The organism is Floridaenema evergladense BLCC-F167 (assembly GCF_041929205.2).
Lineage (GTDB): Bacteria > Cyanobacteriota > Cyanobacteriia > Cyanobacteriales > Aerosakkonemataceae > Floridanema > Floridanema evergladense.
In genome coordinates, this window is sequence record NZ_CM171625.1 from 936,125 (window position 1) to 961,532 (window position 25,408).

The 25,408-nt window shown below is 39.6% G+C and carries 22 protein-coding genes and 1 pseudogene; 16 read left to right on the forward strand and 7 right to left on the reverse strand.

What is annotated here, in order from left to right; genetic code table 11:
- Positions 1-65 precede the first annotated feature (65 nt).
- The 5 genes from ACE1CA_RS04330 (at position 66) to ACE1CA_RS04350 (ending at position 6,063) form a co-directional block, all read left to right on the forward strand.
- A complete protein-coding gene (locus ACE1CA_RS04330) occupies positions 66-932 on the forward strand; it encodes a Tab2/Atab2 family RNA-binding protein (protein ID WP_413275980.1) in 867 nt (288 codons plus the stop codon).
- 68 nt (positions 933-1,000) lie between these two features.
- Complete coding sequence (locus tag ACE1CA_RS04335) at positions 1,001-2,314, forward strand: TldD/PmbA family protein (RefSeq protein WP_413275979.1); 1,314 nt, start codon at positions 1,001-1,003, stop codon at positions 2,312-2,314.
- A 156-nt stretch (positions 2,315-2,470) separates the two neighbouring features.
- On the forward strand, positions 2,471-5,086 hold the full coding sequence (locus ACE1CA_RS04340) for a chloride channel protein (RefSeq protein ID WP_413275978.1): 2,616 nt from the start codon (positions 2,471-2,473) through the stop codon (positions 5,084-5,086).
- Positions 5,087-5,345: 259 nt separating this feature from the next.
- Positions 5,346-5,648, forward strand: a complete 303-nt coding sequence (locus ACE1CA_RS04345; protein WP_413275977.1) for a DUF4160 domain-containing protein — start codon at positions 5,346-5,348, stop codon at positions 5,646-5,648.
- The gene (locus ACE1CA_RS04350) at positions 5,629-6,063 is read left to right on the forward strand and encodes a DUF2442 domain-containing protein (RefSeq protein ID WP_459563553.1); all 435 of its coding nucleotides are present in this window, start codon (positions 5,629-5,631) and stop codon (positions 6,061-6,063) included. The genes ACE1CA_RS04345 and ACE1CA_RS04350 overlap by 20 nt, the downstream gene beginning before the upstream one ends.
- 106 nt (positions 6,064-6,169) lie before the next feature.
- Here the strand turns inward: ACE1CA_RS04350 and ACE1CA_RS04355 are convergent.
- The 3 genes and pseudogenes from ACE1CA_RS04355 to ACE1CA_RS04365 all read right to left on the reverse strand — a co-directional run.
- A pseudogene (locus ACE1CA_RS04355) lies at positions 6,170-6,907 on the reverse strand (ATP-grasp domain-containing protein); the annotation flags it as partial.
- Between the two features lie 112 nt (positions 6,908-7,019).
- Positions 7,020-7,616 (reverse strand): urease accessory protein UreG, encoded by a 597-nt coding sequence (gene ureG / locus ACE1CA_RS04360; protein WP_413275973.1) that lies wholly within the window; start codon positions 7,614-7,616, stop codon positions 7,020-7,022.
- Positions 7,617-7,646: 30 nt separating this feature from the next.
- Positions 7,647-8,558, reverse strand: coding sequence for a helix-turn-helix domain-containing protein (locus ACE1CA_RS04365; protein ID WP_413275972.1), 912 nt, complete (start codon positions 8,556-8,558; stop codon positions 7,647-7,649).
- Positions 8,559-8,643: 85 nt separating this feature from the next.
- Between ACE1CA_RS04365 and ACE1CA_RS04370 the strand changes: the two genes are divergently transcribed.
- The 9 genes from ACE1CA_RS04370 to ACE1CA_RS04410 all read left to right on the forward strand — a co-directional run bounded on the left by ACE1CA_RS04370 (position 8,644) and on the right by ACE1CA_RS04410 (position 19,062).
- On the forward strand, positions 8,644-9,483 hold the full coding sequence (locus tag ACE1CA_RS04370; protein WP_413275971.1) for a RusA family crossover junction endodeoxyribonuclease: 840 nt from the start codon (positions 8,644-8,646) through the stop codon (positions 9,481-9,483).
- Between the two features lie 357 nt (positions 9,484-9,840).
- On the forward strand, positions 9,841-11,439 hold the full coding sequence (gene gpmI, locus ACE1CA_RS04375; protein ID WP_413275970.1) for a 2,3-bisphosphoglycerate-independent phosphoglycerate mutase: 1,599 nt from the start codon (positions 9,841-9,843) through the stop codon (positions 11,437-11,439).
- A 126-nt stretch (positions 11,440-11,565) separates the two neighbouring features.
- Positions 11,566-11,814, forward strand: a complete 249-nt coding sequence (gene secG, locus ACE1CA_RS04380; protein ID WP_413275969.1) for a preprotein translocase subunit SecG — start codon at positions 11,566-11,568, stop codon at positions 11,812-11,814.
- 13 nt (positions 11,815-11,827) lie between these two features.
- Positions 11,828-12,565, forward strand: coding sequence for a peptidase (locus ACE1CA_RS04385; protein ID WP_413275968.1), 738 nt, complete (start codon positions 11,828-11,830; stop codon positions 12,563-12,565).
- Between the two features lie 226 nt (positions 12,566-12,791).
- The gene (locus ACE1CA_RS04390; protein ID WP_486517651.1) at positions 12,792-15,938 is read left to right on the forward strand and encodes a PAS domain S-box protein; all 3,147 of its coding nucleotides are present in this window, start codon (positions 12,792-12,794) and stop codon (positions 15,936-15,938) included.
- 200 nt (positions 15,939-16,138) lie between these two features.
- The gene (locus ACE1CA_RS04395) at positions 16,139-17,314 is read left to right on the forward strand and encodes a hybrid sensor histidine kinase/response regulator (protein ID WP_413275966.1); all 1,176 of its coding nucleotides are present in this window, start codon (positions 16,139-16,141) and stop codon (positions 17,312-17,314) included.
- A gap of 165 nt (positions 17,315-17,479) precedes the next feature.
- A complete protein-coding gene (locus tag ACE1CA_RS04400) occupies positions 17,480-17,701 on the forward strand; it encodes a DUF4327 family protein (protein WP_413275965.1) in 222 nt (73 codons plus the stop codon).
- Positions 17,702-17,763: 62 nt separating this feature from the next.
- Positions 17,764-18,246: an adenosine-specific kinase gene (locus ACE1CA_RS04405; RefSeq protein WP_413275964.1), complete on the forward strand. Its 483-nt coding sequence runs from the start codon at positions 17,764-17,766 to the stop codon at positions 18,244-18,246.
- A gap of 18 nt (positions 18,247-18,264) precedes the next feature.
- Positions 18,265-19,062, forward strand: a complete 798-nt coding sequence (locus ACE1CA_RS04410; RefSeq protein WP_413275963.1) for an inositol monophosphatase family protein — start codon at positions 18,265-18,267, stop codon at positions 19,060-19,062.
- A 14-nt stretch (positions 19,063-19,076) separates the two neighbouring features.
- Here ACE1CA_RS04410 and ACE1CA_RS04415 read toward each other — a convergent pair whose 3' ends face one another.
- The 3 genes from ACE1CA_RS04415 to ACE1CA_RS04425 form a co-directional block, all read right to left on the reverse strand.
- Positions 19,077-20,006, reverse strand: a complete 930-nt coding sequence (locus ACE1CA_RS04415; RefSeq protein WP_413275962.1) for a cation diffusion facilitator family transporter — start codon at positions 20,004-20,006, stop codon at positions 19,077-19,079.
- 125 nt (positions 20,007-20,131) lie between these two features.
- On the reverse strand, positions 20,132-21,943 hold the full coding sequence (ilvB, locus tag ACE1CA_RS04420) for a biosynthetic-type acetolactate synthase large subunit (RefSeq protein ID WP_486517962.1): 1,812 nt from the start codon (positions 21,941-21,943) through the stop codon (positions 20,132-20,134).
- A 422-nt stretch (positions 21,944-22,365) separates the two neighbouring features.
- Entirely contained in the window at positions 22,366-22,911 is a 546-nt protein-coding gene (locus ACE1CA_RS04425; protein WP_459563552.1) for a hypothetical protein, read from the reverse strand.
- Between the two features lie 72 nt (positions 22,912-22,983).
- Between ACE1CA_RS04425 and ACE1CA_RS04430 the strand changes: the two genes are divergently transcribed.
- Positions 22,984-23,145, forward strand: a complete 162-nt coding sequence (locus ACE1CA_RS04430; protein WP_486517652.1) for a diguanylate cyclase — start codon at positions 22,984-22,986, stop codon at positions 23,143-23,145.
- Between the two features lie 295 nt (positions 23,146-23,440).
- Positions 23,441-24,571, forward strand: coding sequence for a ferrochelatase (locus ACE1CA_RS04435; RefSeq protein ID WP_413275960.1), 1,131 nt, complete (start codon positions 23,441-23,443; stop codon positions 24,569-24,571).
- Positions 24,572-24,612: 41 nt separating this feature from the next.
- Here ACE1CA_RS04435 and ACE1CA_RS04440 read toward each other — a convergent pair whose 3' ends face one another.
- Complete coding sequence (locus ACE1CA_RS04440; RefSeq protein WP_413275959.1) at positions 24,613-25,158, reverse strand: NADPH-dependent FMN reductase; 546 nt, start codon at positions 25,156-25,158, stop codon at positions 24,613-24,615.
- Positions 25,159-25,408: the final 250 nt, after the last annotated feature.

Here is a 25,408-nt window from a genome sequence, read left to right on the forward strand (position 1 = left end):
TAGCACTCTTATCCCAGTTATAATAAGAGCGCTAAAGCGCAACAACATACTTGAATTAATAAAAAATGACAACTATCTGGGAATTAGATTTTTATTCTCGTCCAATTCTGGATGAAAACAAGAAAAAAATTTGGGAAGTTTTGATTTGTGAAAGTTCTTTAAATATCAACGATTCAGGAGAGGAAAAATTTCGCTATTCACAATATTGTTCCAATCAAGAAGTGAATTCGGTTACGTTGGGAAATGCAATTAAAGAAGCAATGGCAAAATCTGGGCAAACTCCCCAAAAAATTCGCTTCTTTCGCACCCAAATGAACAATATGATTACTAAAGCTGGCAAAGATTTGGGGATTCCCTGTGCGCCTAGTCGTCGGACTTTTAACCTGAATCAATGGTTAGCAAAACGGATGGAAGAAGTTTACCCAAGTCATCCCGGATATACACCTGTGGGTGCTAATTCTTCGGTGTTAATGCCAAATCCTACACCGCAAACTTTGCCCGATGCTTTGTTAGCAGAAAAATGGGCATTTGTAAGTTTAGAAGCAGCGGCTTTTGCAGAAATGCCGGAATGGGAAATCGGATTTCAGGAAGCTTTTCCTTTAAAAAATTTTGGCGTAAATCCTGATACCAGTATTCCGGGGATGATCTTTTTTTCATCTAGGGCTTTACCTTTAGCTGCTTGGATATCTGGTTTAGAACTGACTAGTCTGAAATTTGAAGCACTTCCCCTGGCAAATCTGTTGTTAGAAACTGGGGTAAATGATAGCTGGATTCTTGCTAATATCAAGGATGCTGCTACGATCGCAGAAGCCCAAGGCTTTGAAGCAGCAAAACAAAAAGCCAACGGCGTGCATTTTTTAGCAGTTCAGTCTGATCCCCAAGCAGAATCCTTTGCAGGTTTCTGGTTATTGCAAGATATGAGTCCAATTTAAAGTAATTTAGAATTTAGGTTTTAATTTCAATTTAAAATCTAAATTCTAAAAAAGAAAAATTTGCTTGTATGGGTTGGGAAACTTGGCAGTCAGAAGAACTAGCAGAACAATTGCTGGAACTAGCAGTAAAAGCTGGAGTAGAAGCAGCTGAAGTTTATCAGTCGCGATCGCTCTCTAGACCAGTATTTTTTGAGGCTAACCGTCTCAAACAGTTGGAAATAGCTCAATCTGAAGGGACAGCACTGCGACTGTGGAAAAATGGTCGTCCCGGTTTAGCAGTAGCTTACGGCGCAGTGGAACCAGCGGCTTTAGTAGAAAGAGCGATCGCGCTGTCTGTGCTCAATCACCCAGAAGCAGTAGAATTAGTCAGCGGTGCAAAGCAAACTTACCCAGATGAAGGTAGCGCAGTTGAAGTAGAACAGTTAGTTAGATGGGGGAAAGAAGCGATCGCCCACATCCGCGAAAGCTATCCCGAAGTACTCGTAAGTAGCGAATGGGAATGCGAAGTCGAAAGCACCCGCTTAATCAACTCTAAAGGACTAGACTGTTCCCACACCGATACCACTCTTAGTTGTTATTTAGCAGCTGAATTGATCAGAGGCGATGATTTTTTAACTGTCTCGGATGGTCAAACTCAGCGTAACATTCTCACCCCGGAATCGTTAGCCCAACAAATCATCGAACGCTTGGAATGGGCACAAGAAAATGTCTCACCACCGATAGGTCGAGTACCTGTACTATTTACCGCTAAAGCTGCTGATATGCTTTGGGGGACAATTTCTGCTGCTTTAAATGGTAAACGAGTTTTGGAAGCAGCATCTCCTTGGAGCGATCGTCTCTGCGAAGCCGTCACCCACCACAGTATCACCCTTTACCAACAACCAGATATCGGCCCTTTTAGCTGTCCCTTTGATGACGAAGGCACAATCACTCAACCCTTAACTTTCATCAAAGATGGTATCCTGCAACTGTTTTACACCGATCGAACCACAGGTCGCCATCTCGGTTCTGACACCACTGGCAATGGGTTTCGTCCAGGTTTAGGTAGCTACCCCACCCCCAGTTTATTTAACCTCCTGATTAAACCCGGAACTGGGACAATGCTCGAACTCACTGAAATGATGGAAGATGGCTTAATCGTAGACCAAATGTTAGGCGGTAGCGCTGGCATCTCCGGCGAATTTTCCATCAACGTCGAACTCGGTTATCGGGTAAAACAAGGTAAAGTAATTGGTCGCGTCAAAGATACAATGGTCGCAGGTAACGTCTACACGGCACTAAAACAAGTCATCGCGTTAGGTGGCGATGCCGAATGGAATGGTTACTGCTATACTCCTTCCATAATTGTCGAAGGATTATCGGTTACAGGTAAAGCAGAATAAGTTTTGCGTTTTGAATTTTGGGTTTGTGCGATCGACTTCAGTCCTACTCTGCTTTAAAAGTAAGAACTAAAGTCCTCACAACGAACCCCAGGACTAAAGTCCTTACAACGAACCAGCTTAGAAATTCTTCATTCAAAACTCAAAAATTTATTTTCGATGCGCTACTTATTACGACCAACAAGACGTTTAGCAATCATCGAAGCCTCCTTAATCGGATTAGTTGCTGCCTTAGCATCAGTCCTACTCAAAGTTAGCTCAGGATGGCTTGGGGGATGGCGAGTCAGCATCTCATATTACTTATCTCCTTTGATTGCTTTGCCTACCATTGGTTTTTGTTTTGGATTTTTAGCTGGCTTTTTAGTCGAAAGATTCGCCCCGGAAGCCTCTGGTTCCGGGATTCCTCAAGTTAAAGCTGCCCTCGCCGGATTTCCTATGTCTTTATCATGGCGTGTAGCTTTTGTCAAGCTAATGGGCAATATTCTCGCTTTAGGTTCTGGGATGACTGTAGGGCGACAGGGGCCAACAGTGCAAGTAGGTGCAGCTTTAGCCGCCCAAATGAGTAAATGGGTGCCCACATCTCCCGAACATCGAAAACAATTAATTGCTTGTGGTGCTGGTGCTGGTTTAGCTGCTGCTTTCAATGCACCCTTAGCGGGGGTTTTATTCGTTGTGGAAGAACTCTTGCATGATGTTTCAGGTTTTACTTTGGGAACGGCAATACTGGCTTCTTTTATTGGTGGTGTGGTGTCGCGACTTTTGGGGGGTGGAAGTTTAGAATTAACAACAGAATTAGTCAAAAGTAAAACTACTTTTTCTTTTCCAGAGATTCCCAGTTTTTTATTTTTAGGTGCTTTAGCGGGGATATTTTCGGCTATATTTTGTCAAGGGATATTTTTATTTTTGAAGTTTTGGCGTTATAAATTAAAGTTAAGTTTACCTTGGCGAATTGGCATGGCAGGGTTACTTTCTGGATTAGTAATTGCCATGTTACCAATTCACTTCCGCGATAACACGGGATTGCGGGAATTTATATTAACTGGTGATGCTAATTGGTCGATCGCTGCTCAAGCATTTATCGCTCAGTTTATTTTAACTGCGATCGCCTTTAGTTCGGGAGTTCCGGGAGGATTATTTGCACCATCGCTAATTCTGGGTTCTACTTTAGGTTATTTAATCGGGTTAGGAAGTAACTATTTTTTCGGATTCGGTACACCAACAACCTACGCCTTAGCCGGAATGGGGGCGTTTTTTAGTGCGGTTTCTAAAGTACCAATCACGGCAATTGTGATTGTATTTGAAATGACGACGGATTTCAATTTGGTGTTGCCTTTGATGATTGCTGCTTGCACTGCTTTTTGGGTAGCAGAGGTATTGATGCCGCGATCGCTGTACGATCGCATTTTAGAATGGAATGGAATTGATTTAGATAAATATAAGGAAACACCAAAACAGGGACTTTTAGAACAACTTTCCGCCACAGATGTCATGCAAAGGCGAGTAGAAACTCTCACTAGTAAAATGACTTTGGATGAAGTAGTTCAGGCATTTTCTAAATCTCATCATCGCGGGTTTCCAGTTATCGATCATGGTAAATTAGTGGGCATTATTACCCAAAGTGATTTAGCAAAAATTGGTCAGCGGTTGCTAGATTTTAATACTACTTTAGATAAAATTATGACTCCGCAACCGATTTCTGTAGAGCCAAAAACTTCTCTAACAGATGTACTTTTCCTGCTAAATCGTTATGAATTAAGTCGTTTACCAGTGGTTGAAGGGCGCAGATTAGTAGGAATTATTACCAGGGCAGATATTATTCGGGCGGAAGCAGATCATTTAGTAGGATTGCAAACAGGACCACAACCTGAACCATCTTATATAGTTTATCAAACGCGATCGCCAAGTACAGGAAAAGGGCGTTTACTGATACCTTTAGCTAATCCCCAAACTGCACAATCATTATTACAAATAGCAGCGGCAATTGCTCGCGATCGAGATTATGAATTAGACTGTTTACAAGTTATTATTGCTCCCCGTCATACCGCACCTTCAGAAGCAGAAATCAGAACTACAAAAAGTCGTCGTTTGTTGCGTCAAGCGGAAGTAACAGCGAAAAAATGGGGCATTCCTATCCATACCCAAATTCGCGTAGCCCATGATGCAGCCCAAGCAATTTTAGAAACAATAAAAGCCGAACATATAGATTTAATTGTTATGGGTTGGAATGCTGATAAACCAACCAGAGGTCGGATTTTTGGTCATGTAGTTGATACGGTAATTCGCCAAGCATCTTGTGAAGTAGTAGTAGTTAAATTAGGTCATTCCACATCTGTTAATGGGTTTTTATCATTTAACCGTAAAATTGAATTGACCAAAGATCAACTAACATTTAATCGTTGGTTATTACCTACAGCAGGTGGACCCAATGCTCAAGAAGCAATTCAGCTTTTACCAGCTTTATGTAAACTATCTAATGATTGCGAAGTAAGAATAACTCAGGTATTTTCTAAATCTCAATCTTTACCAGATACTAAAGGTTTAGAAAAAGCTGCTAAATTCCTGTCTCATCGCATTAATCATCCGGTAATTACTATCCCTGTATGTGCTGCTTCTGTACCGGATGCTGTGATTGATATTGCTTGTAAAGATCAATGCGATGCTATTATTTTGGGGGCGAGTCGTGATGGATTATTACAACAAGCAATTAAGGGTAATATACCGGAAGCGATCGCTCGTGGTTGTAATTGTACTGTAATTTTAGTACGCAGTGTTTAAATTATTTAAACCTGCTTTATAAACTCGTCAGGTTGGCAGAGTATCTAGTTTACAGTAGAGTGCAAGGTATGGAACCTAAGCCGAGATACCCGCAAATAGGACACGATGTTAAGTTTTGTAAGAGTTCTTTTCTAAACAGCACACAAAACCAAAGCGTTAGGTTAGAACAGATATAGCATACAGCAAAACTCGTACTTTCTTTTGGAGAAACAAATGTTTTTTATACACACACAACTCTTAATTAAAAGAGGAATCAAATATGCCATTAGTCTTGAGCGATCAAAAACGCAATCTCTATGTCTATATATATTTCGACGATCATGAACCATCTCATGTTCATGTATTTATAGGAAGAAAAAAGAGTTGGGATCAGGAAAACGTAAAAATAAACTTAGGGGATGATGAAAACGCTCCAGAGATTATAAAAGTTAATCCAAGCTTTGACAAAAAATTCATAAAAGAAGCGTTATTGTTGATCGTTAATAACAAAGATTTGTTACTAGAGAAATGGAGAGATATACATGGAGAAAAAGAAATGGACGATGGAAGATCTGACGGATGAAAAAATAGATGCTCAAATTGCAAAAGCTAATGATGTTTGGATTCAAGCATCATTAACTGAACCTCGTGCAAAATCAGTTAGATACGACCAATCTGAAGATAAAATCATCATTACATTAACCAATGGTGACTATGTTGGGTTAAGTCCCAAGTTAATTCAGGGGTTAACAGAAGCTTCTCCTGAACAATTGAAGAACGTTCAATTATCCGGTCATGGTGATAGCATCCACTGGGAAGATTTAGACGCTGATTTTAGTATTCCTGGGCTTATATCAGGAATTTTTGGGACAAAAGCTTGGATGGCTGAACTAGGAAGAAAAGGTGGCAAAAAGACTTCTATTGTTAAAGCATCTGCCTCTAGAGAAAATGGAAAAAAAGGTGGACGACCCAGAAAATCGTCATCATCAACACCATAGTAAGTATTGAATACAGGGGTTGATCTAGTGAGTACATAAATAGATTCCCGTAAATTCGCAGATCCCCAGCTTCTTGAAGAAGTCGGGGATCTGTAATTACCCGAACTCAAGTTAAGAATAACCCTTTACTCTGTAATTTCTGTTCAATAGTTTGCATATCTTCAATAGTTTCTCCAGCTACAATTCCATAAATTTCAGTGTAAATTTTGCCGTATTTCACCTTTTGTAAAGCTGATAAAATTAAAAAGTCTTTACGTTCTAATTCCGATTTTAGAGTTTCTAAAATTGAATCCAATGTACCATCCATGCGGTAATCACTGGAATACTTTGCTACTTGTTTTCCTAAATTTAATAAGGTATGACGTTGTAAACATAAAGGAGTTGAACCATTAACACGAAAATTAGTATCGATCGCGTGTAGTTCACCATAGAAGTAACTAACTGTCCAGTCACGCCAATTAAAGAAACTTCTCCTGCTTTGTTAACATAAAATTGTACGCAGTAATTTTCAACTTCATCTTTAACGAATTCTGAAAAAATAATTGTATCTAATAAATTAATATCTAAATATTTTCTCAATTCCAACAAAGAATATTGTAAATCACCAGAGTTTTTAATAATATAAGTCCCTTCACATGAGAGACCGTGAGATGTTTTAATTAAATAGGGAAACTCTTGAGGTAACTTAATATCATCAAGGCTAATTTCTCGCAAATTGTAACTTTCGTATTTGGGACAGGGTATGCCTAATTCAGCTAAAGTTACTTTGACTTAGTAAACGATAGTGAGTGTCAGGATTGACAGCGTGTTTTTTGGGGATTAATCCATCAAAGGGAAATAAGGAGGTAGAACCTCCCAGATCCTTGTTCCCAGGTTGAACCTGGGAACGAAAAAAAGGAGGCTCTGCCTCTTGGTCTAAGATCTGAGCAAACTAAAGTTTCTGATTCTGGACAACACTAACCCATGTGCAGGCGAATAAATTCAATTATTTTAGATAGTCCTTCTTGGGTTTTTAAATTGGTGAAAACAAAAGGTTTATCGCCGCGCATTTTTTTAGCATCTCGTTCCATTATGCTTAAGTCTGCGCCTACCATTGGGGCGAGGTCAATTTTGTTAATTACCATTAAGTCAGATTTAGTGATTCCGGGACCACCTTTGCGGGGAATTTTATCACCTGCGGCGACATCAATTACGTAAATTGTTAAGTCTACTAATTCGGGACTAAATGTTGAGGCTAAGTTATCACCACCACTTTCGACAAATATTAAATCAAGGTTAGTAAATTTTTGTTCGAGTTGTTCGATCGCCACCAGATTAATCGAAGCATCTTCACGGATAGCGGTATGTGGACAGCCGCCTGTTTCTACGCCTAAAATGCGATCGCTAGACAAAGCTTGAGAACGTACTAAAAACTGAGCATCTTCCTGAGTATAAATATCATTTGTCACTACAGCAATGCTGAAATTTTCTCGTAAATTTTTACACAAAGCATCAACTAAAGCAGTTTTTCCTGACCCCACAGGGCCAGCAATTCCTACACGAAATACACTCATATCTATCTGCTCAACTAAAAGGATTTTTTATTACTGTTGAGGAGTTAAAGTAACTTCCGCTACTTTGCCTACTTCTCCGAGAGGTTTTGCTTCCTGGTTATTCAGAGAGACTAAGACAACACCTGCATTACCTGCACGAAACACAATTTTTTCTTTAGCATTCCAAGATTTTTGCGTTCCCTTAGTTAAAGTTCCCTCAAATTCCACTTTGCCATCAACAGTTACTCGTACCCAGCAATCATCTTGAAATTGTGCAGCTACTTGGAAAGTTGTAGCGGGTGTAGTGTTCGGTGTTGCTGTCACTGGTTGCACTGGAGTCGGAGATGGTGTAGAACTGGTAGGCGAATCAGGATTACTTTTAGGTGTGGTTGGTGTTGCAGTGTTTTTTACTTTTTTCGGTTCGACAGTTGACGATCGTTGATTTTGGACAACAGATGGTGATGTGTGCGGACGAGTTACTAAGTAAAAAATACTTCCTAGAAACACTACTGTTCCTGCCAAAATGTAAGGCAAGTAGGGAATATTAGAAAGAGAAAATTGTTCGGGTAGGGAGGGCAAGGAGAATTGTTTTAGTAATGAAGCTGACTCTTCCTTAAAAGATTCACTATCATTATTTACATCATACTTTTTCCCGCCGATTACTTCCGAATCTAATAGTTGCTCGCTTAAGTCTATGGGTGGTAATTCTATGGGAAAAGTCATGGCTAAAGCGTTACCATCTAAGTCCAGAAAATCTGCGTATCGCCGGATAAAACCTTGAATATAAACTGCTTCCGGTAAACTCTCCTCTTGTGCTTCTTCTAACGCCTTTAAGAGACTAACGCGAATGTAAGTATTAGCAGCTACTTCTTCTAAAGAAATTGACTGCTCTTTTCTTAATCGGCGGAGATATGTTCCTATTTCTCTGAGTTTTTCTCCTTGCTCGGTAGTTAAAACCTTCACTTTGTTACCCTAAGATATGAACTATAGTTGAGATCTTCAATAAAAGATACCATATCCTCTGACTTGACAAGACGGTAAAAATTTCATGTTGTCAAAATTTGTTTTCCCTCTTCCCCCGACATTAAATGAAATTATTGGGACTGCCAGAAGCAATATTTATGCCAGTGCTAAAGAAAAACGGGCATGGACAAATAGAATTGCTGTAGAATGTTTTGGTCGAAAGCCGTTTCCTGACCGTGTTTGGGTTGAGTTTATCTGGAAAATCAAAAATTTTCGCCGCGATCCTGATAATATTTCTGCGGCTGCTAAATTTGTCATGGATGGATTAGTAGAAGGCGGGATTATTCGAGATGATAGTTTAAAATTTATTATGTCTCCGGTGTTACATTGGTATGAAAAAGGTGAGGATTTAGTCGAAATTCATATTGCCGATCGCCCCATCTGGAATGGTCGGATAATTGATATGGAGAATCCGCAATTTCAGGAAAATAAGCAACAAATTATTGCCGTTTATCCCGAAGTATTGTTACCTGCTAAAACAGCGGAAGTTGCGGAGAAAGAAGCAGTATTTATTACACCAATTACTGAAACGATCGCCACTCCGATCGCAGCAGAAATAATTCCCGAAATCCCGATAGAAACAGTAGTTATTGAACAGCCACAAGCTCAGGAGTCTTATCCTGAAGAATTGTTAGAATTAGCGAATTTAATTAATCGGGAATATCAGCGATCGCTCGCTACACCAGCCGCAGCCATGTTGTACGCCAGAAATGCTGGAGAATGGTTGTTGCAAGCCCAAAATTTATTACCTGAGTCCGAATGGTTAACTTGGTTAAGTGCAAACTGTCAAGTTTCGGAACACTCAGCAAAAACTTATATGGCGATCGCCAAAAGTTGGCTCAGCGTCCAGAAATCTCCAGATTAAATGACTCTAAGGGCAGAGGAGCAAAACAAAGAAATGTTTTTTAATTGATAGGTTAAGCAATTTAAATATGATGGAAAAACATTAATTTTTGTTATCTTAATAGTTCGTTATTTGTCACTAAAGTAAAACATATAGAGAGTAGTTCGTAAAATACTCAGCCAAAAAATCCAAACCCATAAATAAAGTAGAAAATTGAACAAAAAGCCTTCTGCCTTTAATTGAACAAAAAGCTGGCTTTCCTTCTACCTTCTAAAGTTATGTGTGCAAGCCTTGACAAATAGTAATTATTACTGAGTTCTTAAAGATAACAAAGTGATATCATTTCGGATGAATATCTGAACTAAGAGTGATAAAATCATGGCTCAAGTCCCCGTCTCTCCAGTGGTACTAATAATTCTAGATGGCTGGGGATTTCGTGAAGAAACAGATGGCAATGCTATTGCTGCGGCAAAGACACCCGTAATGGATAGCCTGTGGGCAGCTTATCCCCACACCCTCATCAGTGCTTCTGGGAAAGCAGTGGGACTACCAGAAGGTCAAATGGGTAATTCGGAAGTGGGGCATCTGAACATCGGGGCTGGGCGGGTAGTACCGCAAGAGTTAGTTCGGATTTCTGATGCGGTAGAAGATGGTTCTTTGCTGAAAAATCCGGCTTTGGTAAAAATTTGTCAGGAGGTACAAAGTCGCGGAGGTAAGCTGCATTTAATGGGCTTATGTTCCGATGGCGGGGTACATTCTCACATCAGCCATTTACTAGGACTGCTAGACCTTGCCAAAGCGCAAGGTGTATCTGAAGTTTGCGTTCATGCGATTACTGATGGTCGGGATACTAACCCGAAAGATGGTGTACAAGTAATTCAAACAATTCAAAATTATATCGATCGCATCGGTGTAGGACGCATTGTAACTATCAGCGGTCGTTACTACGCAATGGATCGGGACAAGCGTTGGGATCGAGTGCAAAAAGCCTACGATATTATGACGCAAGATGGTGCGGGTGATGGGCGAAGTGCTGTAGAAGTCGTGCTCAATTCCTACGCCGCAGACCTTACCGATGAATTTATCCTCCCCACTCGCGTTGCTCCGGGAGCAGTAGAATCTGGAGATGGAATTATTTTCTTTAACTTCCGTCCTGACAGAGCTAGGGAAATTACCAGCGCTTTTGTTAGTCCAAACTTTGATGGTTTTCCCAGAGAACAAATTAAGCCTTTGAGTTATGTCACTTTTACACAGTATGATTCAGAATTTCCTGTGTCGGTGGCGTTTGAACCGCAAAATTTGACCAAGTTATTGGGGGAAGTAATTTCTGAGCGTGGTTTAAAGCAGTTTCGCACGGCGGAAACGGAAAAATATGCTCACGTTACTTACTTCTTTAATGGTGGTTTAGAAGAACCATATACGGGTGAAGACCGGGAATTGGTACAAAGTCCAATGGTAGCAACTTACGATCGCGCCCCGGAAATGTCAGCGGAAGCGGTGACGAAAGTAGCAACCGAAGCAGTGGAAAAACGCATCTACTCTTTGATCGTAATTAACTATGCTAATCCAGATATGGTAGGACATACCGGAAAAATGGAAGCAGCGATTCAAGCGATCGAAACGGTAGATCGAGAACTCGGAAAACTATTGGAAAGCATTAACAAAGCTGGCGGAACCGCAATAATTATCGCCGATCACGGTAATGCCGAATTGATGTGGGATGAAAAAGGAGACCCTTGGACTGCTCACACTACCAACTCAGTTCCCTTTATCCTCGTTGAAGGAGAAGGTTTAAAAATTCCCGGACATGGAACAGAAGTCGCCTTGCGCGAAGATGGTCGGTTATCGGATATTGCACCCACAATTCTGGAAATTCTAAAGATTCCTCAACCCCCGGAAATGACAGGTCGTTCGATGATCCTTCCCGCAGAATATCAAATGAAAGCTAATCGCACCCCTGTCCGTGTTTCCCTATAATTGGGTAATGGGCGATTTTAAATTTGTGATTTGAAGTTGGCGATCGAAGATTCGATCGACAATTTTAAAATCTACTATTTAAGATTCGCTCCTCGCTAATCACCCATTACCGATCATCAATTACCAATGACTGTTATTAATGTTTTAGAAGGAATTTGGGCTTTTTCTGCCCTAGCTTTGATTGTATTAGTGTTGCTGCATAGTCCCAAAGGCGATGGAATTGGGGCTATTGGTGGACAAGCGCAATTATTTAGCAGCACCAAAAGCGCCGAAACTACTCTCAACCGAGTGACTTGGGCGTTGACGATCGTTTTTATGGGTTTAACGATCGTTTTAAGCGCCAATTGGTTAGCCCCTCGTCCCCCGATCGGTTAAAAAGGCAAATAGGATGCGAAAACTCTCGGCTATAGTGATAGCAGTTTGGATCTGCATCCTCTTGTTTGCCTTTACGGTTTGGGGGGAAACGATCGAGAAATTACCCCCTTTGCAACCGCATCCTTTACCGCCCTCTCTGGCGCAATGGCAAGATAACAGCAATAGTGGCGATTATTTCACAGAAATTAAGCCAACGCCAGCAGGTTATTTGGTTTGGTCGGAATTTCCGATTAAAGTGTTTATAGAACCGGAAAAAAACGCGGAAGAAGTTTCTTTTAATGCTGAAAAAGCGAAAAAATGGGTAAATGCAGCATTAGAAGCTGTTAAAGAATGGAATGTTTATTTACCTTTAGAAGTAGTTGAAGATTCTCATATTGCCGATATTTTAATTTGGCGTTCTGCGCCAACTTGGAAACCGAGTTTCGATCGTAACACAGGTAGATTTGAGTTACCTCGCGCCAGCACTGCTGAGACTCGTTACGAATTTTATCGCCGTCAAACTGGCAAAGGCGAAACAGTTTTATCTCAAAGATTTACCATTCAAGTAAATCCCAATAAAGTAAGCGATTACATTTTACCAACCATGCGCCACGAACTCGGTCATGCTTTGGGTATTTGGGGTCACAGTCCTGTAGAAACCGATGCGTTATATTTTTCTCAGGTTCGCAATTCCCCACCAATTTCCCCAAGAGACATTAATACTTTGAAGCGAGTTTATCAACAACCAACTCGTTTAGGATGGAAACTATAGTAGTTTCGAGTTATGGGGACGAGTTTAAACTTTTACGCCTTTAAATCACTTATTGAAATTGTCTCAGATCTTGCGGCAGGGGAGGTAGAACCTCCCAAATCCTCGTTCCCAGGTTGAACCTGGGAACGAAAAATGGAGATTTAACTTGTCCTCTTGTCTCCTTGTCTCCTTGTCCCCAATCCCCAATCCCAATCCCCAATCCCCAATCCCCAATCCCCAATCCCCAATGAAAGCCAAAGTTTTCCCTTACCTAACAGCCTTTTCTACGGCAATATTAATATTAACCGGAGTCTGGTTTTTGGCAAAAACTGAACAAAAGCAATACCGCCAAAATCAACGCAGTGAAGTGTTAAATAAACTCGATGCTGTGAGGGCAAAGTTAGAAAATGCTTTGAATACTCAACTAGCGACAAAAAGTGGTTTATCTGCTTATATTTCAGTTAATCCTGATGTGACTGCGAGTGAATTTAATCAGATTGCTAGGGTAGTTTTAGAACAAGAAAAAGTTTATTCTATTAGTGCAATTAAAGGTAGTATAATTGCTTTTGGCTACCCACCGGAAATAAATCAATCTTTAGTTGGTATTGATTTAAAGAAAATTCCCGGACGTTGGCAACCGATGCAGCGAATTATTGATACTAAAAAAACGATGGTTACTGGCCCTGTAAAATTAATAGAAGGGGGTATGGGATTAATTAGTTATACGCCTGTTTTTATAACTCCAGCTAAAGGTAAATCTGCTAGTGGGAAGTTTTGGGGATTTGTGGATATTGTCATTAAGCCAGAAGATTTGTATAAAAAAGCAGGTCTTTTAGACGAAAAAGCTAATTTAAAATATGCTTTGCGGGGGAAAGATGGATTGGGGGAAAAAGGGCAAGTATTTTTCGGAGATGAGGCGATTTTTCAGCAAAATCCGGTGATAGTAAGAGTTAATTTGCCTAATGGTTATTGGCAATTGGTGGCAATTCCCAAAAAGGGATGGGATACGATCGCACCAAACAACATTTTAATTACTACAATTGGGTTAGTTTTGGCGATAGTTAGTGGGATTCAAGTGTTTATTTTAATGCGCGATCCTACTAAGTTACGCGAAGCGATCGCCAAAACTAAAGAAACTAATGCGATGCTGCAATCAGAAATTGAAGATCGCAAAAGAATAGAAGCAGAATTGCGACTTTCGGAAGAGAAATTTTCTAAGGCTTTCTTAGCTTGTCCTGATGCAATTGTGATTACTAATCCTAGCAATGGATTAATGATTGAAGTTAATGATGCTTTCCCGAAAATTATTGGTTATACTAGGCAAGAAGCTCTTTGTAAAACCACATTAGAATTAAATATTTGGGTAAATCCCGAACAACGGTTTCAATTAATTGAAAAAGTTCTCAATGGAGAGTCAGTTCGAGATCGAGAAGTGTTATTTCGGCGGAAATCCGGGGAAATTTTTACGGCATTAATTTCGATCGAATTAATTAATATTGGCGATTGGCAGAGGTCGATTTTTGTGATTCGGGATATTAGCGATCGCAAACGCGCCGAAGACGCACTGCAAGAATCAGAAAGAAAATACCACAGTATTTTCGATCATGCCACCGAAGGAATTTTCCAAACCACAATCGACGGAGTTTTTATTAGTGCCAATCCAGCTTTAGCACAAATTTATGGTTATGATTCTCCTGAATCCTTGATGGAAAATCTTAATGCTAAACAGCTTTATGTTAATTTGACAAGTCGGGAAAGATTTATTGAAAAATTAGAAAAACAAGGCATATTATTAGAGTTTGAAGCCCAAATCTATCGGCAAGATGGCAGCATTATTTGGATTTCGGAAAATGCCCGTGCTGTCAGAGACAAATTAGGCAATTTACTTTACTATGAAGGTACAGTTAAAGATATAACCCTTCGCAAAGAAACAGAAGAAGCTTTACGAAAATCAGAAATGCAACTTCAGCAAGCAAAAGAAGCCGCAGAAGCCGCAAATCAAGCCAAAAGCCAGTTTCTTGCTAACATGAGTCACGAACTAAGAACGCCATTAAATGCGATTTTAGGTTTTACACAGTTGATGGCAAAAAATCCCGCTTTTGCCTGTGGAACTAAAGAGTTAGACATCATTAGTCGCAGCGGCGAACATTTATTATCCTTGATTAATGATGTTTTAGATATGTCGAAAATAGAAGCAGGGAAAATTACGCTAAATGAAAATTGGTTTGACTTATATGATTTACTTGATACTTTAGAAGAGATGCTACAACTAAAAGCTAAAGCTAAAGGATTGCGGTTGGTGTGCGTGCGATCGCCTGAAGTTCCTCAATATATAAAAACCGACGAAAATAAACTACGTCAAGTCATATTAAATTTGCTAGGAAATGCGATTAAATTCACTCAAGAAGGCAGAGTTACTTTACAAACAAGTAATAAAAAATTAGATAAATCCTCATCTTTAATAACTTTTGAAATCGAAGATACGGGTGCCGGAATCGCAGACAATGAAATAGAAAAATTATTCGATCCATTTGTGCAAACAGAAACCGGAAGAAGATGCCAACAAGGTACAGGTTTAGGATTAGCTATTAGCCGCAAGTTTGTCCAGTTAATGGGAGGAGATATTATTGTCAAAAGTAAGCTAAATGAAGGCAGCAATTTTAAATTTGATATTCAAGTAAACGTAGGTGAACTTGCTGATATTTCTAACAAAAAAGCCATTCAAAAAGTAATTAAATTAGCGCCAAATCAACCAAAATATCGTATTTTAATAGTTGATGAAGTCGAAGATAATCGATTACTTTTGCATCAACTGTTAGCACCTTTAGGATTTGAAATCAAAGAAGCAGAAAACGGTTTAGAAGCTGTTAATCAATGGGAAAAATGGCAACCTAATTTAATTTGGATGGATATGCGAATGCCTGTAATGGATGGCTACGAAGCTACTAAAAAAATCAAAAGTCAACCAGAAGGACAAGATACCATTATTATTGCCGTGACTGCTAGCGCTTTAGAAGAAGATCGTTCTTTAGTTTTAGCAGCAGGATGCAATGATTTTGTCAGGAAACCTTTTCGAGACGCAACAATTTGGGAAGCGATGGCAAAGCACTTAGGATTGCGTTATATCTATGAAGATGAAAAAGCAACAAATTCCCCATTAACTAATAGTAATCACGCAAATATTCAACTAACTTCCGAAGTCTTACAAGTCATGCCATCTGCATGGATTTCCCAATTACACCAAGCATCTGTTAGCGGTGATGATGCTTTTGCTAATGAGTTAATTAAACAAATTCCTCAAGAACACAATAATTTAGCTAATGCTTTATCAATTTTAATTGATAAATATCGCCTAGATACAATTAGTGATATTACTAAAGCAGATCTTCCTTAAGATAGAAAATCCATCAATATTTTTTCTACATAACTGTTACTTCTGGCTTCTGGGTAATTTTTAATCCAAATGATACCCAATATGTCGGAGTAGTTCGCACCAGCTATAATTTTTAAGGATAAACTAGTTAGTGGTTAATTGTTTTTTTTAACCTACAGCTAACCACTAACTAGTTTTTAAAATAGTACTAATCTTTGCCAATGAATACTTGTCAAGCTGTCTGTGCGGATCTTTTATTAGTTGATGATACTCCTGATAACTTGCGTCTGTTATCTTTGATGTTAACTGAAAATGGATATAAAACGAGAAAAGTGATTAATGGAGAAAGAGCCTTACAAGCGGTAGAGGTAGTAATACCGGATTTAATTTTGCTTGATATTAATATGCCGGATATGAATGGTTATGAAGTTTGTCGTCGCTTAAAAGCGGCAAATAAAACTCGTGAAATTCCGGTAATTTTTATTAGTGCTTTGGATGATGTTTTTGATAAGGTAAAAGCTTTTCAGGCTGGTGGGGTTGATTATATTACTAAACCTTTTCAGGTAGAAGAGGTTTTAGCCAGAGTTAATACTCATTTAAATATTAGAAAATTGCAAAAACAATTACAACAGCAAAATTCCCAATTGCAAGAAGAGATTCGTCATCGCTTGTCAACAGAAGAAGCAAATGCTCAATTAAAAGCTTTGGAAACTCAGTTACGGCAACAATTAAATGTGTTTCTCCATGCAGTTTCCCACGATTTAAGAAATCCAGTAATTGGTACTAAAATGGTGTTGAATAATTTAACAAATCAAGTTGGAGAAACAATTCAATTACCTCGTAAAATTTTAGAAAGAATGCAAGAAAGTAACGATCGACAATTGGGATTAATTAATTCTTTAATTGAAACTCATGCAGCAGAAGTTTGGGGATTGAAGTTAAATTATCAACCTTTAGAATTAAAGTCATTGGTACAATCAGCATTAATAGATTTACAGCCAATGTTAGACAAAGAAGAAGTGGTGTTGTGCGATCGCATTTCTCCCAACTTACCTTTAATTAAAGCTGACTCTCTCCACTTAGTAAGAGTTTATCAGAACTTAATTGGCAATGCCTTAAAACATAACCCACCAGGATTTCGTTTAACTTTAGATGCTCAAGTTGAAAATGAATGGTTACGTTGTACTGTTGCAGACAATGGTGTAGGTATTAGCAAAGAACAATGTGAAAATATCTTCGATCTTTACTTTCAAGGAAATCAAAAACGCCAATCCGTAGGTTTAGGTTTAGGACTCTATCTTTGCCAGCACATTATTCAAGCACATGGCGGCGCTATTGGAGTCGAAAGTGAATTAGGAATCGGAACGACCTTTTGGTTCACTTTACCATTAGTTTGAACAATAAGAAATTAATTTTGATTGAAATTTGATACAAAACTAAATAATTATGCTAAGACTCGTTACCTATTCATAAGTTGTTGACTTTAATTTGCTAAATTAAATTGTGAGTCAAACTTTTGAGTGTTTTTACTCATTATTGTTGAGTAAACCAGGAGCAAACTAATGATTACTACCATTCGTTATGAGATAGATGTGATTCAACAAGAAGCGCGAGAATTAGTCAAAAAGGGAATAGTCAGCCGAAATCAGCCAATTTATACGCTTTGTCAATTTATCCCGCCAAGGGAATGGGTTTATGTGGAAAAAGAGTTAGAATTTAACGGTTATTTATTGCGCGATCGCATCATTGATTTACTAGGTCGAGAAGATTGGTCGGAAGATTAGTAACCTGAAAAAAACTAAGCATAAAAAAGTAAAATTTGGTTAGTGAGGTGAAATAAATTACAATGGAACTTAAAGCAATTCCAGTGGAAATTCCTGAAGGAAGTAACATCATTATTGGTCAAAGTCATTTTATTAAAACCGTAGAAGATTTGTATGAAATAATGGTGGGAACTTCGCCACAGGTGAAATTTGGTATTGCTTTTTGTGAAGCCTCTGGCCCATGCTTAATTAGAGTAGCAGGAAACGAGAAAACCTTGGAAGAAACTGCTACCAAAAATGCACAGGATATTGCTGCTGGACACAGTTTTGTAATTCTTTTAAAAGAAGCTTTTCCAATTAATTTTTTAAATGCAATTAAACAGTGTCAGGAAGTTTGCACGATTTATTGTGCTACAGCAAATCCTGTGCAAGTAATCGTTGCTGAAACCGAACAAGGACGGGGAATTTTAGGGGTTGTCGATGGCTTTTCACCCAAAGGTGTGGAAAGTGCAGATGATGTAAAAGCAAGGAAGGAATTTTTGCGAAAGATTGGGTATAAGTTGTAATTTGTGATTGGTTATTAGATGAATAATTTTACAGCAGAATTAGAATTTGCTACCCATATTATTAAAGAAGCTTCTCGCTTATGTATACAAGTACGAGAATCCCCAGTCATTGTCTATCAAAAAGGTGAATTCGATCGCGTAACTTCTACAGATTATGCAATTGAGAAATTTTTAATTGATGAGTTATTGAGGAAATTTCCCAACGATCGGATTATTTCGGAAGAATCACATATAGCAGATATTACTGATGAGAGGACTTGGGTAATCGATCCTTTGGATGGTACTAGTAATTATGCGAGAAAGATTCCGATTTATGGGATTCAAATGGCATTGTTAATTAATAAAGAACCTGTGGTAGCGGCGATTTATTTACCGGAACTTGAGGAGATGTATTCTGCTGCGGTGAATCAAGGAAGTTATTTGAATGGTAGTAGAATTTATGTTAGTTCTTGTGAGAATTTGAGTCAGGCGATCGCATCGATGGGAGATTTTAGTAAGGGAAGCGATCGCGCTGAGAAAAACCGAGTTAGATTGGGGGGAGTTTGTGCGATCGTCAATCACATAAATCGGCTAAAAATGTGGGGTGCAGCTTGTTATGATTTAGCTTCTCTCGCCTCTGGAAAAACCGATATTTACTTGGTTTATTCCTACGATATTTGGGATATTATGCCAGGGTATTTGATAGCAAAAGAAGCGGGAGCAGTATTTCAACAATTGACAGGCGAAGCTTTTGATTATACTGCTACCACTTTGATTGGTGCGGCTAATCTTGAATTGATGAATAGGTTTTTAGAGCTAATTAAGTCGCGGTTTTAACTGCCAGAATCTTTTTAAATTACATGATCTGGTTCCAATAAACAAGGATGATTTGGATCGCCAGTTTCTATTTGTAATGTTGTATGTTCAATGCCAAAATGATCGTGAATTTCATGACAAGTTTGAGCTAAAAAAGCATCGCCGGGATGTCCAGCAGGCATTACCAAATGAGCAGTAAGTGCCGTTTCTGTTGTACTCATTGCCCAAATGTGTAAATCATGAACTTGACTAACTCCGGGACGTTCTCGCAAATAAGTTAACACAGCTAATGGTTCAATTCCTGCGGGTACAGCATCGATCGCTAAATTAAAAGAATCCTTCAACAATTGCCAAGTTCCGGCAATAATTACCACACTAATTATTAAACTCATTGTCGGATCTAACCATAGCCAGCCAGTAACAGTAATGATAATTCCCGCTAACACCACACCCACTGATACCAGCGCATCAGCTGCCATGTGCAGAAAAGCCGCCCGAATATTTAAATCCGACTTTCGCCCAGATAAAAACATTAAAGCCGTTACCGTATTAATTACAATTCCCACAGCTGCAACTGCAATAATTATTCCTCCAGCTACAGATACAGGATGAATAAAACGCCCAATTGCTTCCCAAGAAATTGCACCTACAGCTATTAGTAGAAAGATGGCATTTAATAAAGCAGCTAATATCGAAGAACGTCGCCAACCATAAGTATAACGGCGTGATGGCTTACGCTGAGAAAGAATAGTCGCAATCCAAGCTAACACTAAACCTAATACATCACTTAAATTATGACCAGCATCGGCAAGTAAAGCTACTGAATGAGCTAAGAAACCATAAAAAGCTTCAATAAATACGAAACTTAGATTAAGAATTAGACCAATTGTAAAAGCTCGACTGTAATTAGTTAAACCGTGAGCGTGTCCATGATGATGATGTTGGTGATTATGCTCTTGTCCCATCGCTAACTCTCAATAGAAAAAATACACTTGCTAACAAAAATTGCTTGAAATGAGAACCACTCTCCTGATAAAAAGAGGCGTGAATGTTCACGCCCCTAGACTAACATTAATTAGTGCAAATCAACCTACAATTTCGTGCCGCATTCTGGGCAGAAATGGTTAGTAGAAACATTCTTCGCACCGCAATGATGACAGTAAATTAACTCAGCTGCTTGATCTGTTTTCGGAAGTTCTGGCAAACCGATCATCTGTGCATTGCTCTTACCAGGAGCTACCATTGGGTAGCAGTTTTCATCGCGCTTCACATGAACATCTAGCAACACAGAACCTTTGTGCGCTAACATTTGGGCGATCGCATCTTTCAACTCTTCCCTAGTGCGAACTACCACACCCTTGAGTCCGTAAGCTTCCGCCAACTTCACGATATCAGGCATTCCCGATTCCATATTCGATGCCGAATAATGCCCATCATAGAAAGTTTCTTGCCACTGGCGCACCATTCCTTGCCAACCGTTATTAATAATCACGGTTTTAACATCAATGCCATACTGGGCGAGAGTTCCCAACTCCTGAATATTCATTTGGATGCTGGCATCTCCGGCAATACAAATTACTTCTTCATTTGGTAGCGCCACCTTAGCACCCATAGCCGCAGGCATTCCAAAACCCATTGTGCCTAAACCAGCGCTGGAAATCCATTGCCGGGGGCCATTTTTCAAGAATTGTGCTGCCCACATTTGGTGTTGACCAACATCTGTGGTGTAATAGGCATAAGGTGCTTGTTTTGTCAATTCCACAATCACTTCTTGGGGAGATAGCACGTCAGGATACTGAGGTACTACTAAAGGATAATCATTTCGCCAGCGATCGATCCGTTCCAACCATTCCTTAGTTTGAACAGCATCTCCACAAACGTTTGTTTCCTGACAACGGCGCAACAACTCCATCAAAACTTGGCGCACGTCACCAACAATGGGTACTTCAGGGGCGCGACACTTGCCTACTTCTGCTGGGTCAATGTCAATGTGAATTACTTTAGCACGGGGGGCAAATTCATCTAATTTACCTGTTACTCGGTCATCAAAACGGGCACCCACAGCGATTAACAAGTCGCATTCTGTAACGGCGAAGTTAGCGTAAGCGGTGCCGTGCATTCCCAACATTCCTAATCCCAAGGGGTGATTTTCATCAAAAGCACCTTTACCCATTAAAGTGGTAGTCACTGGGATTTGGAAGCATTCGGCTAATTCTTTGATTTCGGAATGAGCGCTGGCTGCGATCGCACCTCCACCCACATATAATAACGGTCGATGTGCTTCCCGAATTAAACTAATTGCTTGGCTAATTTGCCGGGGATTACCTTTAAATGTTGGTCGATAACCGTGCAATTTCACCGAACCCGGTTCTACTGGTACATAATCAAATTCTTCTAATCCTACATCTTTAGGCACATCAATTAAAACTGGCCCCGGACGACCTGTACTGGCGATGTGGAATCCTTCTGCCACTATTCTCGCCATGTCTCTTGGGTCGCGGACTACATAAGAATGTTTAACAATTGGTAGAGTAATTCCATAAATATCAATTTCTTGGAAAGCGTCAGTACCAATTGCGGCGCGTGGTACTTGTCCGGTAATGACTACGATCGGAATTGAGTCCATGTAAGCCGTAGCAATCCCAGTTACTAGATTAGTCGCTCCCGGCCCAGAAGTACCGAAGCAAACACCCACCTGACCAGTTGCCCGCGCATAACCATCGGCAGCATGAGCCGCACCCTGTTCATGTCTAACTAGGAAATGCTTGATGTAGCCTGCTGCTTCAAAACGATATACTTCATCATAAATCGGCAGAATTGCCCCACCTGGATAACCAAAAATATGCTTTACGCCATGACGTTTGAGACTATCGAGTAAAGCATACGCACCTGTAGCACGGATGGCATGAGATGAGGAGTTATCCTCCCCACCACTAGATTCTTTAGCAGTCAAGGTTTGAGTAGACACGATTCACATACCTCTCCATAAACAACATCTAAATTTGCCGAGCAAATTTGTATTTAATAATACTTTAGGATTAGCTCTCTTGATTTGTGTTCCTACTTACAATTTTTATATGGATTTTTTTGGTTAAAACTAAACATACCCATCTTTTTAATATTTCTTGAATCGATCGCCAGGAATTAAACAGGATTGCCGCATTAGAAAAAGCTGAAAGTGCTTACTAGAAAGGCAATTGACCAAAACATGGCTTGAGCTAATAGCAAATAACCATCATGCTGCCACAAAAATTTTTCAGTTGTCTAGACTTTTTACATAGAATTTCCTGCTCGTTAGCTTAAGCTTAATTTTATCTAAAACTTTTACGTTTTGTATCTGTCTAACAACATAGTTAAAAATTGGGCGGCTGTGGTTGGGGTTTTCTGTTCGGTGTGGTTTTGCGAATGTATCCACCAACCGGAAACGGTTTGGGGTTGTCGCCAAAGTTCCAAATGTTCTACTGAAGGTGCAGCATAGAAATTATCTTCCCCACTTCCCAATAAAGCTGAACTCCAATGAGTAAAATAATCATGGCTGATGCGATGAATGGGAAAGTTACCTGCTAAAGGGACACCCCAACCGTCTAAGGCAATAAAAGCTGTGACTTTACCTCCTAGAAGTTGCCATCCCCAAACCGCTGCTATTGCTCCCACAACCCCAGCACTGAAGCTAATAACTAAGATTGGTGAAGATAAAGGATGATTTTGGCGCAAAAACTGCAAAATATGCCCTGATGAATAGGCTGGGTAATCTTGTGTTGGAAAAATCAAAATATCAGGCGGGTTTTGGCTATTGTTTAATTGTAATCCTGCTAGGAAGCTCTCTGTTAATTTTGGTTCGTGAATTCCCGGACAAATAATTAAGCTCATCATTAAGCAAGCATTATTCTTTATATTTACCAAAAGCCAACTAGAAATACAAAAGGAATTAAGCACTTAAATTTGCATAGTCGTCATCAACAATTAGGAAGAATTACTTTATCTTTAGGAGTAGCAATTTTCCCCCTGCATGGCATAACAGGCGAGAGGGTAATTCAAGCAGCTGACTCAGCTTTATATAAAGCTAAGGCGGAGGGGCGCGATCGCGTAGTTGTCGCTAGTTAAGCAAGGGAGACTCTTGAGAACTCTTCTGTCACCTTGTCCCTTTTCTGCCTTAAGGAATTATTTAGATGTCAACATCCTATCCTGGGGGAGGGGATGTTAACCTAGAGGGATGAGTGGCGTTCTTCAGGGAAAATGCAGGTTGGTAGAAATATATAGTTAAAAACAAGAGAAAAAACTTTATTTTAGCCTTCTTTTCTGCTGACTTCTGCCTTCTGCCTTCGATCGCTAACTGTAGCGCAAGGTTAGAACCTGGAATCCCACTTTGCTTTTACATCATTTTCTAGAGGAATCTAACATGGTTGCTACCCCGGAAAAACTGCAACAATCACCTCTACAGTCAAATGCCAACGATCGGGTTGCTGTATTACTGATGGGTTATGGTGAAGTTGAAAGTTACGAAGACTTTGCTAACTACAACGAACAAGCGTTAAATTTACTTACTGCTAAGTTTGCTCCGGTACCAACCTGGATTTATCCGCCATTAGCGAAGATTTTGGCAATGTTCGATCGCCATGAGTGGGGACATCAACACGACCATTTTATTTCCCCGCACAACGCGATTTTTGAACAACAAAGAGCCGGAATTGAAAAGAATTTACAAGAAAAATGGGGCGACAAAATCAAAGTTTTTAAAGCTTTTAACTTTTGCGCTCCCTTTTTACCAGAACAAGTAATCGCGCAAATTAAAGAGGAAGGTTTTGATAAAATCCTAATTTATCCTTTGTTAGTTGTTGATTCTATCTTTACCAGCGGCATTGCTGTTGAGCAAGTTAACAAAGCTCTGGCATTAGCAGATGGCGACGAACATTGGGTAAAAGGACAGCGTTACATTCCCTCTTTCTACAATGAGCCAGCTTACATTAATTTGATGGCTCAATTAGTAGAAGAAAAGACTGCTCAAGAATTAGCAAATTCTTACTTGCCTTCTCAAATTGGCATCGTGTTAATGAATCACGGTTGTCCTCACAAAGCAAAAGGTTTCACTTCGGGAATTATGGAAAGTGAAGCGCTTTATGAGTTAGTGCGGGAAAAATTAATTAACCGTTATCCTTTGATTTCTGTGGGTTGGTTGAATCATGACACGCCGTTGATTGAATGGACGCAACCGAATGCTACTGTAGCAGCGCAAAACTTAATTGATTTGGGTGCTAAGGCGATCGTCTTTATGCCCATTGGTTTTGCTACTGAAAACCACGAAACTCTACTAGATGTAGATCATATTATTCATGGTTTACAAAGTCAAAATTCAGATGTTAACTTTGTTCAAATGGCTTGTGTCAACGACCATTCAGAATTCTTGAAAATGGCAGCAGAATGGGCAAATCCCCAAATTGAAGCTTTGTTATCCGAACAAGCTTTAGCGGTGAATTTGCATTCCGCTACTCATCATCATCACCACCACGATCATCATCATCATCATCATTAAAATTCGTAGGGTGCGTTAGCGCAGCGTAACGCACCCTACATTTAAGCGGCTTTTCGTAGTTTTTGGGTGTTTTCTACTAAGCTTTGGGCAAATTCATCGAAGCGTTTGGAGAGTTTTTCATCAACTATTTTGCCGTCTTGATTAAAAGCTTTCCATGCTTGTCCGATCGCAATTTGTTCGGGAATCACCCAAGCGTGAACCCAACGCATTATCACCCTTAAATCATTCAACGCATTACTATTTGATTGACCACCCAAAACACTAATTAAACCAGTAACTTTGTCACTGAGTTGATCGAAACTCATCAAATCTAAAGCGTTTTTCATCACACCGCTAACACTGCCATGATATTCCGGTGTTGCTAATATTAAACCGTCCGCTTGTTGCACTGCATTTCGCAACTTTTCCACATCGGGATAATCTGGATAGTTATCCTCTCCATTACAAAATGGTAATTCCATTTCCCGTAAGTCGAGAATTTCTACTTTTGCACCTAAAGCTTCAATTCTTTGGGCGGCTAATTCTAGCGCTAACTGACTGTAGGAGTCTTCTCGCAAACTACCACCAATGCCAACTATTTTCACCATACTATTCTTCCTTGTTTGTCAAGATGCTCTTTACTAAAAGCAACAATATTTAACTTCACTTAACTACTTGTGCCGCTTTTTGCCCTCTACCAGATGGTTTGTATCGTTCCAAATCGTAGTCATTACGACTACATATAAGATAACAAGTTTGATTCCGGTTTGTCAACTTCACAGAGAAGCGCTTCTGGCTCAAAATAGAAATGAAGTCAGTTAGCGATCGAGAAAATTGGGCGAACCAAGATTTGTTTTA